The sequence below is a fragment of the Lysinibacillus sp. RC46 genome, assembly GCF_041262385.1.
Lineage (GTDB): Bacteria > Bacillota > Bacilli > Bacillales_A > Planococcaceae > Lysinibacillus.
The window spans coordinates 307866-323117 of the sequence record NZ_JBGCCF010000002.1 but is presented as its reverse complement, the minus strand read 5'-3'; the positions used below and the strand labels follow the sequence as shown (position 1 = coordinate 323117).

The 15252-nt window shown below is 36.8% G+C and carries 14 protein-coding genes and 1 riboswitch; of the genes, 10 read left to right on the top strand and 4 right to left on the bottom strand.

All coding sequences use genetic code 11. The annotated features are described in order from the left end of the window. Window positions 1-2: 2 nt before the first annotated feature. Window positions 3-797 carry a histidinol-phosphatase HisJ gene (gene hisJ / locus ABH966_RS03430; protein ID WP_370075733.1) on the bottom strand — a complete coding sequence of 265 codons (795 nt, stop codon included), beginning with the start codon at window positions 795-797 and terminating at the stop codon, window positions 3-5. Between the two features lie 190 nt (window positions 798-987). Between hisJ and ezrA the strand changes: the two genes are divergently transcribed. The 5 genes from ezrA (at window position 988) to ABH966_RS03405 (ending at window position 6775) form a co-directional block, all read left to right on the top strand. Beyond that, a complete protein-coding gene (gene ezrA / locus ABH966_RS03425; RefSeq protein ID WP_370075731.1) occupies window positions 988-2679 on the top strand; it encodes a septation ring formation regulator EzrA in 1692 nt (563 codons plus the stop codon). Window positions 2680-2905: 226 nt separating this feature from the next. Further along, the gene (locus tag ABH966_RS03420) at window positions 2906-3370 is read left to right on the top strand and encodes a GNAT family N-acetyltransferase (RefSeq protein ID WP_370075729.1); all 465 of its coding nucleotides are present in this window, start codon (window positions 2906-2908) and stop codon (window positions 3368-3370) included. 671 nt (window positions 3371-4041) lie between these two features. Then, window positions 4042-5196 carry a cysteine desulfurase family protein gene (locus tag ABH966_RS03415; protein ID WP_370075727.1) on the top strand — a complete coding sequence of 385 codons (1155 nt, stop codon included), beginning with the start codon at window positions 4042-4044 and terminating at the stop codon, window positions 5194-5196. A gap of 2 nt (window positions 5197-5198) precedes the next feature. Beyond that, complete coding sequence (gene thiI, locus ABH966_RS03410; protein WP_370075725.1) at window positions 5199-6407, top strand: tRNA uracil 4-sulfurtransferase ThiI; 1209 nt, start codon at window positions 5199-5201, stop codon at window positions 6405-6407. A 155-nt stretch (window positions 6408-6562) separates the two neighbouring features. Then, window positions 6563-6775: an alpha/beta-type small acid-soluble spore protein gene (locus tag ABH966_RS03405; RefSeq protein ID WP_049667479.1), complete on the top strand. Its 213-nt coding sequence runs from the start codon at window positions 6563-6565 to the stop codon at window positions 6773-6775. Between the two features lie 232 nt (window positions 6776-7007). Here ABH966_RS03405 and thiE read toward each other — a convergent pair whose 3' ends face one another. Genes thiE through thiM form a run of 3 tightly spaced genes read right to left on the bottom strand, consistent with a single transcriptional unit; the run spans window position 7008 to window position 9209 of the window. Continuing rightward, window positions 7008-7640, bottom strand: coding sequence for a thiamine phosphate synthase (gene thiE / locus ABH966_RS03400; protein ID WP_370075723.1), 633 nt, complete (start codon window positions 7638-7640; stop codon window positions 7008-7010). Then, on the bottom strand, window positions 7630-8454 hold the full coding sequence (gene thiD / locus ABH966_RS03395) for a bifunctional hydroxymethylpyrimidine kinase/phosphomethylpyrimidine kinase (RefSeq protein ID WP_370075721.1): 825 nt from the start codon (window positions 8452-8454) through the stop codon (window positions 7630-7632). The genes thiE and thiD overlap by 11 nt, the downstream gene beginning before the upstream one ends. Further along, entirely contained in the window at window positions 8454-9209 is a 756-nt protein-coding gene (gene thiM, locus ABH966_RS03390) for a hydroxyethylthiazole kinase (RefSeq protein WP_370075719.1), read from the bottom strand. Before thiM ends, thiD begins: the two co-directional genes overlap by 1 nt. A gap of 89 nt (window positions 9210-9298) precedes the next feature. After that, window positions 9299-9397: riboswitch (TPP riboswitch) on the bottom strand. A 229-nt stretch (window positions 9398-9626) separates the two neighbouring features. Here thiM and mbcS point away from each other — a divergent pair. The 5 genes from mbcS (at window position 9627) to ABH966_RS03365 (ending at window position 15151) form a co-directional block, all read left to right on the top strand. Next, window positions 9627-11216: an acyl-CoA synthetase MbcS gene (mbcS, locus tag ABH966_RS03385; protein ID WP_370075717.1), complete on the top strand. Its 1590-nt coding sequence runs from the start codon at window positions 9627-9629 to the stop codon at window positions 11214-11216. 280 nt (window positions 11217-11496) lie between these two features. Continuing rightward, the gene (gene sppA, locus ABH966_RS03380) at window positions 11497-12510 is read left to right on the top strand and encodes a signal peptide peptidase SppA (protein WP_370075715.1); all 1014 of its coding nucleotides are present in this window, start codon (window positions 11497-11499) and stop codon (window positions 12508-12510) included. 12 nt (window positions 12511-12522) lie between these two features. Beyond that, entirely contained in the window at window positions 12523-13140 is a 618-nt protein-coding gene (locus ABH966_RS03375; protein ID WP_370075713.1) for an RDD family protein, read from the top strand. Between the two features lie 488 nt (window positions 13141-13628). Continuing rightward, window positions 13629-14132, top strand: coding sequence for a thiol peroxidase (gene tpx / locus ABH966_RS03370; RefSeq protein WP_337989065.1), 504 nt, complete (start codon window positions 13629-13631; stop codon window positions 14130-14132). Window positions 14133-14221: 89 nt separating this feature from the next. Beyond that, window positions 14222-15151 carry a class I SAM-dependent methyltransferase gene (locus tag ABH966_RS03365; RefSeq protein WP_370075711.1) on the top strand — a complete coding sequence of 310 codons (930 nt, stop codon included), beginning with the start codon at window positions 14222-14224 and terminating at the stop codon, window positions 15149-15151. Window positions 15152-15252: the final 101 nt, after the last annotated feature.

Here is a 15252-nt window from a genome sequence, read left to right as displayed (position 1 = left end):
ATTTATTTTGGATATATAACATTATAGTGTTGATGTAAATCATCAACACTATGAGCATCTGAACCAAAAACAATTGGTAGCCCAATAGATTTACTATAATCGATAAAGGTAAATGGTGGATAAGGTTCCTGACAATATGTTTTACTTAAACCAGCGCTATTTAAATCTAGCTCATAGCCTTCTGCTTTCATTAAATCTAATACTTCTCGAATCCGCGTAGAATCATCAATTTTCATTTTATGTGCTAATTGAAATTTGTGAATAAGTGAAGGATGCCCAATGCGTTTAGGCTTGTATTGCCCTAAATCTGCTTTAATGGATTGTAGGACGGTATCGTAATATAAATTATACACTTGTTCAATAGAGCCCACTTTTTTTGAAAAAGCCATAAAGCTTTCTGGAGAAAAGTCTATGCATTCAAAGATATTTTGCCATTGTAAAAAATGGACTGATAAAATAGAGTCATCTAAAAAGTGTCCATATGTATCAAGAAATTGACGAGTTTCTTGTTCAAAGCCTTGAATATAGTCAACCTCAAGACCGATATGAATGCGAATGTCTTGTGCGTACTCCTTTTGAAGGCACTGTAAATCTTCAAAATAAGGCATTAAAAATTCTGGATTCATACCACTATCTTGCTGAGGTGTAGGGTCAGTAAAATTCAAAGGTAATGGTGCGTGTTCTGTGAAGGTAATATCTGTAAAGTTGTGAGAAATTGCTTTTTCAATATATTGCTTAAATGAATCAGAAGTACCATGTGGACAATACGGACTATGAACATGGCCGTCACATTTCATAAAATTACCACTCCTTTAGCTTTTGGATCAAACACTTTTATTTGCGCAAATTGTTCAGAATTTAAGTAGGTGTTATTCTTGAAAGGCGTAAATACATAAAAAACACTCAAATTTTAGTACAAAAGGCGATAACATAGTATATAATAAATACAACTAGCCAATTCGTTTATTGTAGAATAGGAGGCTTACGATGGAGTATATCATCATTCCGGTTATCCTACTATTAATTTTAGCGATAGTAGGATTTATGATGCGACGAAAACATACAACAATCATTGCTAAACTTGAAAATGAAAAATCACAAATACAAAACAATCCCATAAATGAGGAAATTTCAAAAGTTAAATCTTTGAACATGAACGGTGAAACGGAAGAGATGTTTGAACGATGGCGAAATAGCTGGGATGAAGTCATCGATGTACATATGACAAAAATTGATTCACTTTTATTTGATGCAGAGGATCAAATCAATAGACTTCGTTTTAAGAAAGCAACGTTAATTGAACGTGAGATAGAAGATTACATTCAAAAATGTGAACAAGATAAAGATAAAATCTTAGAAGAACTAAATGAATTAATTGGCAGCGAAGAAAAAAATCGTATTGAAATTGAACAATTAAAAGAATACTATCGCTCTGCACGTAAAACATTGTTAGCTCACCAACATTCATTTGGTGTAGCATTACCGGCTCTGGAGAAAAAGCTGGAGATGTTTGTTCAAAAGTTTGAGGAATTCGATGTGCTTACTAGCGAAGGGAATTATTTGCAGGCTCGAGAAATTGTTATTGGCTTGAATCAAGAATCACAACAGACATTTGAATATATTAATGATGTCCCAGCAATTTTGACTGAATTGCAAGTAAAACTACCAGGCGCGGTACAGGAATTACGTAGTGGCCAGCGTGAAATGGAGGAGCAATCCTACTATTTACAGCATTTAGAGCTAACTAAGGGGTTCGATAAATTTGATGAAGAATTTGCGACATTAAAAAATGAATTAGCAGAGCTTAATTTAACCGTTGTTAAACCACGTGTAGCTGAAATAAATGAAGAGATTGATCACTTTTACGATCTACTTGAAAAAGAAGTTATTGCTAAAAATTATGTTGACCAAAATTGTGATCGTTTATTAAGCTCAATTACTAATGTTATTAGTTCAACAAGATTAGTAAGTGATGAAGCAACTTTTGTGCAGCAAAGCTACCGTTTAAATGAAAAAGATGCAGAAATTCCAAAAGCTGCGTTAAAGCAATTAGAGGCTTTACAACGTCGCTATGATTTATTAGCGATGCGTGTTAGAGAGGAAAAATCCGCATACTCAAGTTTGCAGGAAGAATTGATTGAAATTAACGAGGAACTTGAACATATTCATGAGGAGCAAGGCCATTTATCAAATACGATGAAGAAGCTCCGAATTGATGAAAACAAGGCTCGTGCACAAGTAGAAAGCTTAAAGAAAACGTTACAAGAAACAGATCGGCTATTGAATAAGGCTAATATTCCAGGTATTCCTGAAGAGATGGATGCCCGTCTAGATGAGGCAGCAGAGCATATTTATGTAGTTATGCAAAGCCTTCAAGAGGTACCACTCAATATGGGAACAGTCCATAACAATTTAAATGCTGCAACACTTTGCGTAGAGGATGTAAAAGCGAAGGCGAATGAATTGATTGAAAATGTAATGCTGATTGAACGTATTATTCAGTATGGTAATCGTCATCGTGCAACAAATCCAAAATTGCATACTCGTTTAAGAGAAGCAGAAAAATCCTTTAATCAATTCCGCTATTCCAAGGCATTAGAAGAGGCTGGAACGGCAGTTGAAGAAATGGAGCCAGGTGCTTTAAAGCGAATTCAAGAACTTGTAGCAGAGAAACAATAACTAAATAGTCAAGTATAATAAAAAAATACATCAGCTGTCTAAAAGGTATAGTTATTACTTTTTAGACAGTTTTGTTATTAAGATGCAAAATTTCTCTAAACCTACGATTTTAGCGCCTTGAAATGTTTGAGGAAGCTACGCATTCGTGATAAAAGGGAAATGGAGCGGGAAGCTTCACATGATGTCTCACTACGATTTTGATTAAAAACTAATAGAGGTGGTCATAATGCAATTTTATATTCGGGAAATGAATGAAATTTTTGCGACTGATATTTTGAATTGGAAATATGAAGAACCATATGATTTTTATAACAATGATCTATGCGATGAATCTCTAAAAGAAATTCTTGAAAGTCCGTATTATTCAATTGTCAATGATCAAGAAGAGCTAGTTGGTTTTTTCTGTACAGGAACATCAGCACAAGTACCTAAAGGACGTGATTATGGTGCGTATTTAGACGAGTGCATTGATGTGGGGATAGGGATGAAGCCTGAGCTAACAGGAAAAGGTTGCGGTTCAGAATTTTTTTCATTTATTTTAAATCAGCTACAACAAGAAAATCATAGTCCTATTCGTTTAACAGTAGCTACATTTAATACAAGAGCCATTCATCTTTATGAAAAATTAGGTTTTACAAAAGTCATGGAATTTACAGCTTCAACAGAATTTATAACAATGAAAAAAGGTTAAAAATAAGCGTGTTGACTAAGGTATATTGTGGTGAAGTCCGCCTTCAATATGGTGGTAAAATATAGTATAAATATGGCTGCTGAAAGTTGAGGATGGCATTTATTTAAAGCATATGTCATGTATATAAGTTGATTGGAGTGGAGGTTGGGCGACTCCTTGGGGATCAGCAATAGAGGAACGAAGGCTAAAAGCATCACGTCCTGTGATAACGCCTTCGTGACCAACATCCTGCTGCTGACGCTACGTTAGCACTACGCTTTCGCGCAAAAAACATCCTGTTGCCCCAAGCGGCTCATCGGACGCCCCCAGGAAGCTCTGCTCTGAGCGAAAGCGAAGCGTCAGTAACAAATGTTTTCTGTAGCGAAAGCGAAGCGACAGCAACAAATGTTTTCTGTAGCGAAAGCGAAGCGACAGCTACAAAGCGCCCAGCCGGAACGGAAATCAACTTCACGTTATAGTAATAAGCCTAACAATGCAAAACCCAAATTTTTATACTCAGGAAACGTTCATAGTAAATTTTAATATGCCACTCTTAATGGGTGGTTTTTCACATTAAAAGCAAACAAATAAGTGATTAAATTAGGATAATTGTTAAAGTTAGTAGTCAATTGCTGAAGATTGCGTTATGATAAATACCGTTAAATCAACGTTTTGAAAGTGTGTGAATATTAATGGAAGTTAATACAATCTATTTAGACAACAGTGCAACAACAAAACCTTTAAAAGAGGTTATGCAAGCATTTATGGCAGTGAATGAGCAGTATTATGCCAATCCTGCTTCCATTCATGCAATGGGTGTTGAATCAAACGAATTGTTAATGCGTGCACGTGAGCAAGTAGCAGATATTTTGCAGACAGAAGCAAAAAATGTGCTATTTACATCAGGTGGTACTGAATCCAATAACACGGCTATATTTGGTTTAGCACGTAGCAATACACATAAAGGAAATCATATTTTAACAACTGAAGTTGAACATCCATCTGTTCTAGAAGCTGTTAAGCAACTTGAGCAAGAGGGTTTTGATGTTGAATACTTACAAGCCGATAAAAATGGAGTTATTTCTTTAGAGGAGCTTCGTACAAAAGTGCGCAAGGATACCATTTTAGTAAGTATGATGCATGTAAATAATGAAATGGGTGCTATCCAACCAATTTTTGAAGCTGCAAAAATTATTCATGAATCAAGTCGCGCAGCTTTTCACGTGGATGCTGTACAAAGCTTTGGAAAGTTACCGATATCATTTAACGATGATGATGGACCAGACTGTATTTCAATTTCTGGCCATAAAATTCATGGCTTTAAAGGTTCAGGTGTACTAGCATTTCGTAAAAAAATGAAATGGCAACCATATGCACTTGGCGGAGGGCAGGAGTTTGGTTTGCGTAGTGGAACAGTAGCTGTACCGCAAGCAGTAGCCTTATCTAAAGCAGCCCGAATAGCAGTAGAGACGATGAATGATCGTGCAAAAAAATATCGTCAATGGAATGAAGAAATATGCACGCAACTACGTGGCTATGGAGATGCAGCGCATATTTTATCAACCCCACAAGGTGCGGCACATATTTTATCTTTTAGTATTCGCGACTTAAAAGGTGAAGTCATTATTAATGCATTGCAAAAACGCAATGTAATTGTATCGACATCGAGTGCGTGCTCATCGAAACAGACAAAAACAAGCCATGTTGTTGAAGCTTTAAATATTGATGAGCACTTTAAAAAGGGTGTTATTCGTATAAGTTTTGGCGCACATGTAACAAATGAAGATATAGTAAAGTTTAAACAAGTGTTAGATGAAGTATTGATGGAACTTAAAGGAGAATTTTAAAAATGATTTGGAAAGAAATTTTAATTCGATATGGAGAGCTTTCTACAAAAGGTCGCAACAAGATGGATTTTATTCGTCGTTTACGTGAGAACATTCGTCATGCATTTGCAGATTTAGGGCATTTACACATTCGTACAGAGCGCGACCGTATGTTTATCGCCATTCAAGATGAAACACAAATGGACGTTCTATTAAAAGGATTACCTAAAATTTTTGGTATCCAATCATTTAGTCCAGTGGCAGCATGTGAAAAAGACATGGAGGCCATGAAAAAACTTGCTATAACAATTATGGATACATTTAAAAATGAGCAGCTTACTTTTAAAGTAGAAGTAAAGCGTACTGATAAAACATTTCCATTAGAATCACATGCCATTCAACGCGAAATCGGTGGTTATGTATTACCACAATATCAAAATTTATCAGTAAAGGTGAAAAAGCCTGATATCGAACTTCGTGTAGAAGTGCGTCATGACGCAACATATATGATGGCACAAGTTATTCCAGGTGCAGGTGGAATGCCTGTAGGTTCGAATGGTAAATCTTTATTAATGCTTTCTGGTGGAATAGATAGTCCTGTTGCTGGTTATTTAATGATGAAACGAGGAGTGCGCTTAGAAGCGATTCACTTCTTTAGTCCACCTTATACAAGCCAAAATTCATTGGAAAAAGTAAAGGTGCTTGCTAATGAATTAACGAAATTTGGCGCTAGTATTCGTTTACATGTTATTCCTTTCACTGAAATCCAAGTTCTTATTAAAGAAAAAGTACCTTCTAATGTATCGATGACAACAACTCGTCGAATGATGCTAAAAGTTGCTGACAAAGTACGTGAAGAAATTGGTGCGCTAGCAATTGTTACAGGTGAAAGTCTTGGACAAGTAGCGAGTCAAACCCTTGAAAGTCTAACAGCTATTAATGCCGTAACTAATACACCAATTTTACGTCCATTAATCTCATCAGATAAATTAGAAATTATCGATATTGCAGAGAAAATAGGCACATACGAAACGTCTATCCAGCCATTTGAAGACTGTTGTACAATTTTTACTCCAGCAAGTCCAAAAACAAAGCCAAAGCTTGAAAAGGTTGAGCATTATGAAAGCTTCTCGGATTTTGATGAACTAATCGAACGAGCAGTGAAAAACCGTGAAGTTTATATTTTCCCGAAAAAAGAGCAAGAAGCCGATAAATTTGCAGATCTTCTATAGAAGAAACTTGCGATTTCGTAAGCTAATGAGCCGACTCAAAGTCTTGAGTTGGCTTTTTTTTGTTCATTTCCTTCGGAGGTACAATTTACCTTTAAAATTTTTGTATTAAAAATCTAATATCGCACATTCTATATTCACAAGGAGGTGAGAGACACATGACTTCAACAAATCGCAGTTCAAACAAACTTGCAGTACCTGGTGTAGAGTACGCTCTAGATCAAATGAAATACGAAATTGCACAAGAATTTGGTGTTCAATTAGGAGCTGACGCTTCAGCTCGTGCTAACGGTTCCGTTGGCGGTGAAATCACTAAACGTCTTGTACAAATGGCTGAATCACAATTAAAAGGTATGCCAAACAACCAATAATTGCTTAATCAGCAAAAAATTAAAACCAGTGACCGTAAAAGGCACTGGTTTTAGTTTGTTTAAATTTTTTAATTTTTATCCCGTATTAACGGGCAGTAATTTATCTATATCAAAAGAGAAACGTTAGGTCCTCCCATTTCAATTCAATGAGAGCAAAGAAATAGGTGAGGCTAACTGCCCGTAAAAATCCGATTGGTGAAGACTAATAATCAGTGGGGTAAAAACGTTCACTTTATCCTACAAATGATTTAAATGTAGAGACTGTATTTGAAATATCCTCACTTTGGCAAATGGCAGAAATAACTGCTATTCCATCCGCACCTGCTTTAAATACCGTAGGAGCATTCGAGCAGTTTATGCCTCCAATTGCAACGATAGGGAGTTCAGGATATTGTAGCCTAACTTGCTGTAAAAAATCAGTCCCACTAGGAGGATTGGCGTCACTTTTAGAAGTGGTTGAAAAAATCGGACCAATTCCTACATAATCAGCACCATATTGTAGAGCAGTTTGTAATTCAGCATGTGAATGAACAGAAACACCTAAAATCATATTGCCAATTTTATTACGCACCGTCGACACAGGAAAATCCTCTTGCCCAATATGAATACCGTCCGCTCTAAGTTTTATAGCTAGCTCGACATCATCGTTGACGATAAACGGAACATCATACTGTTGACAGAGCTTTTGACATTTGCGAGCAAAATCTTCATATGCTTGCCCAGTTAATGTATTTGGTCCTTTTTCACGATATTGAAACATAGTAATTCCAGATTGCAGAGCTTTCTCTAAAACGTTTAATGGCTCTTGTTTGAAAACATTACCTGTACCCATTATAAAATATAGCTGTAGATCGTCACGTTTCATGAATAATCACCTCGCAGGAATCCTTCAAGTTTTGATAAGCAAAATGATTTGTAGGACCATGTCCATTACCAATAGATAAATCATGAGTTATTGCTAATTGAATAAATTTTTTAGCTTCCTCAATCGCTTCTTCTAAAGGTAGTCCCTGACCAATAAAAGCAGTTAATGCAGCGGAAAACGTACAGCCTGTACCATGCGTATTTTTTGTTGCAATACGAGTGGACTGCATGGAAAATGATCGACCATCTTGGAAAAATACATAATCAGTAGCATAACATTTATCCTCTAAATGACCGCCTTTAATAATGACGCATTGAACGCCCATTAGTAATAAGACCTTAGCTGCTTCTTTAATATCTGTTAAAGAATTGATTGTCCTTCCAGAAAGGGTTTCTGCCTCAGGAATGTTCGGTGTTACGACTGTTGCTAAAGGAAGCAAACAACTGCGTAATACCTCAATTGCTTCTTGCTGTAATAAACTTTCACCGCCTTTTGCAATCATGACAGGATCTACTATAAGCGGAATATTTCTTTCAGCTAAAATCTGTGCAATTGATTGAATTATTTCAGAGGAAAACAGCATTCCGGTTTTAACGGCACTTATTGAAAAATCCTCGACTAGCGCTTGGAGTTGTTTCTCAACAAAACTAACTTCAATTGGTAAGACATCCGATACACCAAGTGTATTCTGAGCGGTTAAAGCTGTAATAACAGACGTTCCAAACGCCTTTAATTCCTGAAATGTTTTTAAATCAGCCTGTATGCCTGCACCGCCACCACTATCAGAACCAGCAATTGTTGTTACAATATGCATTATTGTTCACCACCCTTGGAAAGGCGATGTAGTTCGTTCAATACTGCAATTTGAAAATCGCCAATGTATGAAGTAGAAGAAGCGGCTTGTTCAGCCACTTTTTTATAAAGCGATAATGTTTCTACCAATTGGTCGAATGGTTTATTTCCTGCGACGTAGGATGCACAACAAATGGCGCTCAATAAGCAACCTGTTCCAGTAACTTCTGTCATTTGAAAATTTCCACCTGTAACCCATTGCTGATGTTCGCCATCAGTAATAAAATCCTTTTCGCCGGTCACAATAACAATACAATCGTAGAGTTGAGCTACTTTTTGTGCCTCAACTTCTAAAGAAATTGAACCACTCCCACTATCTACGCCTTTTTGTTGCCATTCTACATCGGCTATAGCTGCAAGCTCTCCGATATTACAACGAATAGCCGCAAAATTTATTTCCTCAAGTAATTGTTGTACCGTTTGTTTCCGGTAAGTTGTTGCACCTGCAGCAACAGGATCTAAAATGACGGGAATACCAAGGGCATTTGCTTTTTTTCCAGCAAGTAACATTGATTCTTTCATTCGCTCGTTAAGGGTACCGATATTTATCAATAAGCCTGAGGAAATTGCGACCATTTCTTCAACCTCATGACTGTCATCTGCCATAACTGGTGAAGCGCCTATTGCTAATAAGCCATTTGCTTGAAAATTAGCCACAACATAATTAGTAATGCAATGAATAAGTGGATTTTGTTTACGGATAGTATGAAATACCATTTTAAGTCCTCCTTGTTGGATGGACGTAAGCGTGCAAAAAAGGCTCTTTTTCGTGTAGAAAAAAACACGCAAAAGAGCCTTTCATCAGTAAATAGATGTGAGTTGCTCCCTACGTCAGTATTAACTAACAGGTTCAAAGGGTCAGGTTTTACCTTCTCAACTCTAAATGAGTCCCCCTGCAATCTTGCTTTTAGTTGACCAAAATGTACCATATTATTCACTTGTGTTCAATAGGGAGTTTTTTTCTTCATTGCGAAAACGGCACTAAAGCTAAGTCGAAATTGATAGTACTAATACGTGACTGATGCCATATAGCAGAACATGATAGTTGTCACGACTTTAATGAATTGGAGTGAATTCCATTGAAAATGATAAAAATTGAGTTTTATAATGAGCGTACAAAAGGGGGCATTTGCCATGAAAAGAGAAGATTTAATCGCACCAGAATGGTATAACATTTCAGAGGAAATTGAAAAATATGCACAGGATTCTACTAAAAATGCATTATTAGTTTATAACGAAGATGAGGAAATCCAGTACTTAACATATCGAGCTTTACTTGAAAAGGCGAACCAGGCAGCACATGTATTTACATCTCAAGGTTTAAAAAAAGGTGATGTTATTTTGGTCATGGTGCCCAGATCAGTTGAAGCATATATCGTCTATATTGCTGCCTTAAAGGCAGGCTTAACCATTATACCTAGCTCAGAAATGCTGAGAACTAAGGATATTGAATATCGAATCAATCATGCCGATGCAAAAGGCGTTGTAGCATTTGAGCCTTATATTGAACAATTCGATAATGTGGGGAAATTACAAGAAATACAGCAATTTGTCATTGGTCATGCACAGGAACCTTGGCAGCCGCTGCTTGAAAAAATGCAAAATCAACCGACGACTTACATAAGTTCTACGCCGACTAAGAGTACAGACATTGCATTTTTAGCTTATACGAGTGGTACAACAGGCAATCCAAAGGCAGCGGTTCATACACATAGCTGGGGTTATGCGCACTTGCGAACTACTGCTCCAAATTGGTTAGGTGTACAAGAAGGTGACATTGTTTGGGCTACAGCAGCACCAGGATGGCAAAAATGGATTTGGACTCCGTTCCTTGCTACTTTAGGAAGTGGTGCAACAGCATTTGTTTTCAAAGGTCACTTTGATGCGGCAACATACCTTGCATTGCTTGAAAAATTTAATATAAATATTCTGTGTTGCACACCGACCGAATACAGATTTATGGCAAGTCTTGAAAATTTGCAAGACTTTAATTTAAGTACGATACGTCAGGCTGTGTCAGCGGGTGAACCTTTAAATAGTGAAGTGATAAAAGTATTTTCCGAAGTCTTTAATTTACAAGTACGTGATGGTTATGGACAAACAGAGAATACATTACTTGTTGGAACAATGGTAGGGATGGAGGCTAGAATGGGCTCAATGGGTAAGCCTACTCCGGGTAATACTGTTGAAATTATTAATGATATTGGAAATCCCACTGTAATTGGAGAAGTTGGAGATATTGCTGTACACTGTGAATCACCCGCGTTATTTAAGAAATATTTAAACGATCCCGAACGTACAAATTTACAATTTAGAGGCGATTGGTATATTACAGGAGATCGTGCATATAAAGATGAAGATGGCTATTTTTGGTTTGAAGGACGTGGGGATGATGTTATTATTTCGTCTGGATATACGATAGGCCCATTTGAGGTAGAAGATGCGTTATTGAAGCATCCAGCGGTAAAAGAAACTGCCGTAGTCGCGAGTCCAGATGAAATTCGTGGAAATCTCGTGAAGGCATTTGTTGTGCTCTCTGATGGTGTAGTTGGTGATGAAACGCTTATTAAAAAACTACAAAGCCATGTGAAAACTTTAACAGCCCCTTATAAATATCCTCGTGCTATTGAGTTTGTTACTGAGCTACCAAAGACTACATCAGGCAAAATTCGCCGTGTCGAATTACGTGAGCAAGAAAAAATCCATTATATTAATCATCGTTAATTTCCTAGGAAATAATGTCGAAAATCAAAGTTCCTGCTTTTTTTATGAACTTTGATTTTTTTTTAATATTAGATAATGTAGTATAAGTTGAATAGGTTGAGTTGGTTAAATTGGTTAAAGCTTTTGCATAGTATTGGTTATTTACTTAAATTAAGGAGTGATATTTGTTAAAACGGAACAGAGATCAACCCCTATGTTATGGTGATAAGCCATATTATTGCAATAAGTATGAAACAAATTAGGATATCAATCGTATAACGTTATGAGGAGATGGAAAGATATGAATGGTAAAAGGTGGACAGCTTTAATAATTGCAGGTGTACTATTAGTGTTTTCATTAGGGATCAACACTATCTTTGCAATATTTAAATCGAATTTCTTTAGTAATTTTGATAGCTTAATGGATGGAAACGATTTAATTGTAATGGAAAAGGTTAAAGAAGGTGGCGATATGGATAAACGTATTGCATACTTAAAGGTTGATGGAACGATTCAAAATGTTGGCTCAAGTACATTTTGGCAATCGGTTTCTTATGATCACCAATTTTTCTTAGATCAATTAGATAATATTTTAAATGACGAGACTGTGGAAGGTATCGTCTTAAGTGTTAATTCACCAGGTGGCGGTGTAAAGGAATCAGCTGAAATCTATAAAAAACTCATGAAAATTAAAGAAGAGCGACAAATTCCAATCTATGTAACTATGGATTCGATGGCAGCTTCAGGTGGTTATTATATTTCAGCGCCAGCAGATAAAATATTTGCGCAACGTGATACAATTACAGGTTCGATTGGTGTCATTATGCAATCTATTAATTATCAGGCGTTAGCAGAAAAAGTTGGTATTAAATATGAAACGTTTAAATCTGGTGAACATAAAGATATGCTTAGCCCAATGCGTGAAGTGACAGCGGAAGAGCGTGCTATGATGCAAGACATGATTAATGAAACTTATCAGGAATTCGTTCATATTGTGGCAAAAGGCCGTAATATGTCTGAAGCAGATGTGAAAAAAGTCGCCGATGGTCGAATTCTTAGTGGTAAGAAGGCTCTTGAATCGGGCTTAGTAGATGAGCTTGGCGATGAGGAAGCAGCAATTACTGCAATGCGTAAAGACTTTGGTTTAGAGGACGCAGAATTATTTGAGTATTCATATGATACGGGTGGTTGGCCATCATATGTTGGGATGAAAATTGGATCCATGTTTGGTCCCTCAGCAGAGGAAAAAATGCTGATGAAAATTATGGCAGAATATAAAGCACCAAAAATGATGTACTTATATGGCGAAAACTAAGGAGGGAGTACAATGACAAACAATGATATTGTTATGCAAGGTTCACCCTCTATGGAGAATACGTTCCTAATAGATAAGCCAATTACGAATAAAAATTATGCGTTGAAAACGGCAGGCTTTTGGATGCGTTTTTGGGCATTTTTCATAGACGGAATTATTATTGCAGCAGTAGGTGGAATTCTCGTTAACCCAATATTTTATTTAATGGATTGGTCATTATCTGACACAGTGTGGTATGCACCGATTTCGATTATATCCGCTATTCTTTATTACAGTTATTTCGTATTAATGACGAAATTTTTTGGGCAAACATTAGGGAAAATGATATTAGGATTACGTGTTATTTCATTAAAACATGAGAAGCTGACATGGTCAGACGTGTTATTCCGTGATTGGATTGGGCGTATCATCAACAGCATTTTTATGCCACTTTATATTCTTGTAGGCATTCTACCGAACAATCAAGGTATACATGATTTTTTTGCGGATACAACAGTCGTTCATGAAAAAATATATATTGAAAAAGATATTGTGCAACCATCTTTGCCAATCAAAGAGGAAAAGGTTGAATCTGTACCTCTAGAGGAAAAATCAGAACCTGAAAAGCTAGAGAAACATAACGAAGAATAATGACTAGAGCTGTCTCATTACGGTGAGACAGCTCTTTATTTTAGTGATGATAGAGGTGATTAATAGTTAGTTCGTTGGGAAAAAGATCCAATAATTAGGATGCATTTATAATAACGTATACCATGGATAAAGTTGATTGTAGTGGAGGCTTGGCGACTCCTTGGGGATTAGCAATAGAGGAACGAAGGCTAAAACCATCACGTCCTGTGATAACGCTTTCGTGACCAACCTCTTGTTGGCCCGAGACCCTGGAGCGAGCAACGCGAGTGAAGCGGCTCATCGGACGCCCCCAGGAAAGCGCCAAGCCGGAACGGAAATCAACCCTACATTATAGAGATAAGCTTGGAAAATGATGCAACCTAAATCAAATATGGATGAATAGGTTCGAAATGATTTTTTCAAAACTATTTTTGATAAGTTGTCTGAGTTGCAATTAATTCCCTCTATTTAGTAATATTATGTACATATGAAGATTAGGAGGCGTTTATATGGCACAAGTAACATTTAAAAATGGCCCAGTAACACTTGTAGGTAACGAAGTAAAAGTTGGAGACAAAGCACCAGACTTTACTGTATTAGCGAATGATCTATCACCTGTTACATTAAAAGATTCAGAGGGGAAAATTCGTTTGTTTAGCGTTGTACCATCATTAGATACTGGTGTTTGCGATGCACAAACACGTCGTTTTAATGAAGAAGCAGCAAACTTAGGTGACAATGTAGTTATCTATACTGTATCTGTTGACCTTCCATTTGCTCAAAAACGTTGGTGTGGTGCAGCAGGCATTGATGCTGTTCAAACAGTATCAGATCACCGTGACCTTTCATTTGGTGAAGCATATGGTGTCTACATCCAAGAATTACGCCTTCTAACACGTGCGGTGTTTGTTGTGGATGCAAATGACAAAGTGACATATGTGGAATATGTTCCTGAAGCAACAGACCATCCAAACTATGAAGCGGCAATTGCAGCTGTCAAAGCACTAGCATAATTTATTGATTTTAGGCTAAGATATTACTAGACAAAGGGGCTGTGACAAGTTTTTGTCACGGCTCTTTTCTGCGTGAAAGGAAGTTGTGTATGGAAAATATCGAAAAGTTATTTGGTATGCTAAATGAACATGCTGAAAAAATAGAAAAAGAACATAATGTTACATTGCTAGAAGGTATTTTAGATGGCTTAGAGGCATGGCTAGATGGGGAAGTTAATTTTTCACAAGAAGGTGCTACAAAGGAAGATGTGCGCAAAGCGATTCAAATTGCTGTTTTAAAGGGGATGAGAAAAGGTTCTCAGCCGAATCACCAAATGACACCTGATACTCTTGGGTTATTAGTTGGTTATTTTGTGGAGCAACTATTTGCGGAGCGTCTAGAAACAGAAAAAATATCTATTTTAGATCCAGCAGTAGGTACAGGAAATTTACTATTAACAGTTATGAATTTATTAGACGGAAAAACAGAAGCAACAGGTGTAGAAGTTGATGAGCTACTTATTCGTATAGCTGCAGCTACAGCTGATTTGACAGAGCAGCCAGTTTCCTTATTCCGTCAAGATGCTTTACAAGATTTATTAGTAAATCCTGCAGATGCTGTTGTTTGTGATTTACCGGTCGGGTATTATCCGAATGAAGATATCGCATTAGATTATGAACTATGCGCTTCAGAAGGAATGAGTTATGCACATCACTTATTTATTGAGCAGTCCATTAATTACACGAAGGATGGAGGCTATTTATTTTTCTTAGCACCAACCCATCTCTTCGAGTCTGAGCAGTCGAAACAACTGCATAAATACATTCAAAAGCATGCTTGGATTCAAGCGATTATTCAATTACCAGATACAATGTTCGCCAATAAAGCACTTGAAAAGAGCATTGTCATTTTGCAAAAGCAAGGTAAGGAATTCAATGCTCCAAAAGAAGTACTGTTAGCAAAAGTACCAAACATGCAAAATAAACAAGCTCTTGCTATGTTCTTTGAAAAAGTGAAGATGTGGCAAGAAGGGAAATAAGCATAAAACAGGCTGGGGCAAAACCGGTCAAAAACCTTAAAAAGCGTGAGAAATCAATTTTGAAATATGATTTCTCGCGCTTTTCTAATGTGAAATTTTTT

Coding starts and splice junctions, on each gene's coding strand:
- hisJ (WP_370075733.1), bottom strand. CDS start 797: ATGAAATGTGACGGCCATGTTCATAGTCCGTATTGTCCACATGGTACT.
- ezrA (WP_370075731.1), top strand. CDS start 988: ATGGAGTATATCATCATTCCGGTTATCCTACTATTAATTTTAGCGATA.
- ABH966_RS03420 (WP_370075729.1), top strand. CDS start 2,906: ATGCAATTTTATATTCGGGAAATGAATGAAATTTTTGCGACTGATATT.
- ABH966_RS03415 (WP_370075727.1), top strand. CDS start 4,042: ATGGAAGTTAATACAATCTATTTAGACAACAGTGCAACAACAAAACCT.
- thiI (WP_370075725.1), top strand. CDS start 5,199: ATGATTTGGAAAGAAATTTTAATTCGATATGGAGAGCTTTCTACAAAA.
- ABH966_RS03405 (WP_049667479.1), top strand. CDS start 6,563: ATGACTTCAACAAATCGCAGTTCAAACAAACTTGCAGTACCTGGTGTA.
- thiE (WP_370075723.1), bottom strand. CDS start 7,640: ATGAAACGTGACGATCTACAGCTATATTTTATAATGGGTACAGGTAAT.
- thiD (WP_370075721.1), bottom strand. CDS start 8,454: ATGCATATTGTAACAACAATTGCTGGTTCTGATAGTGGTGGCGGTGCA.
- thiM (WP_370075719.1), bottom strand. CDS start 9,209: ATGGTATTTCATACTATCCGTAAACAAAATCCACTTATTCATTGCATT.
- mbcS (WP_370075717.1), top strand. CDS start 9,627: ATGAAAAGAGAAGATTTAATCGCACCAGAATGGTATAACATTTCAGAG.
- sppA (WP_370075715.1), top strand. CDS start 11,497: ATGAATGGTAAAAGGTGGACAGCTTTAATAATTGCAGGTGTACTATTA.
- ABH966_RS03375 (WP_370075713.1), top strand. CDS start 12,523: ATGACAAACAATGATATTGTTATGCAAGGTTCACCCTCTATGGAGAAT.
- tpx (WP_337989065.1), top strand. CDS start 13,629: ATGGCACAAGTAACATTTAAAAATGGCCCAGTAACACTTGTAGGTAAC.
- ABH966_RS03365 (WP_370075711.1), top strand. CDS start 14,222: ATGGAAAATATCGAAAAGTTATTTGGTATGCTAAATGAACATGCTGAA.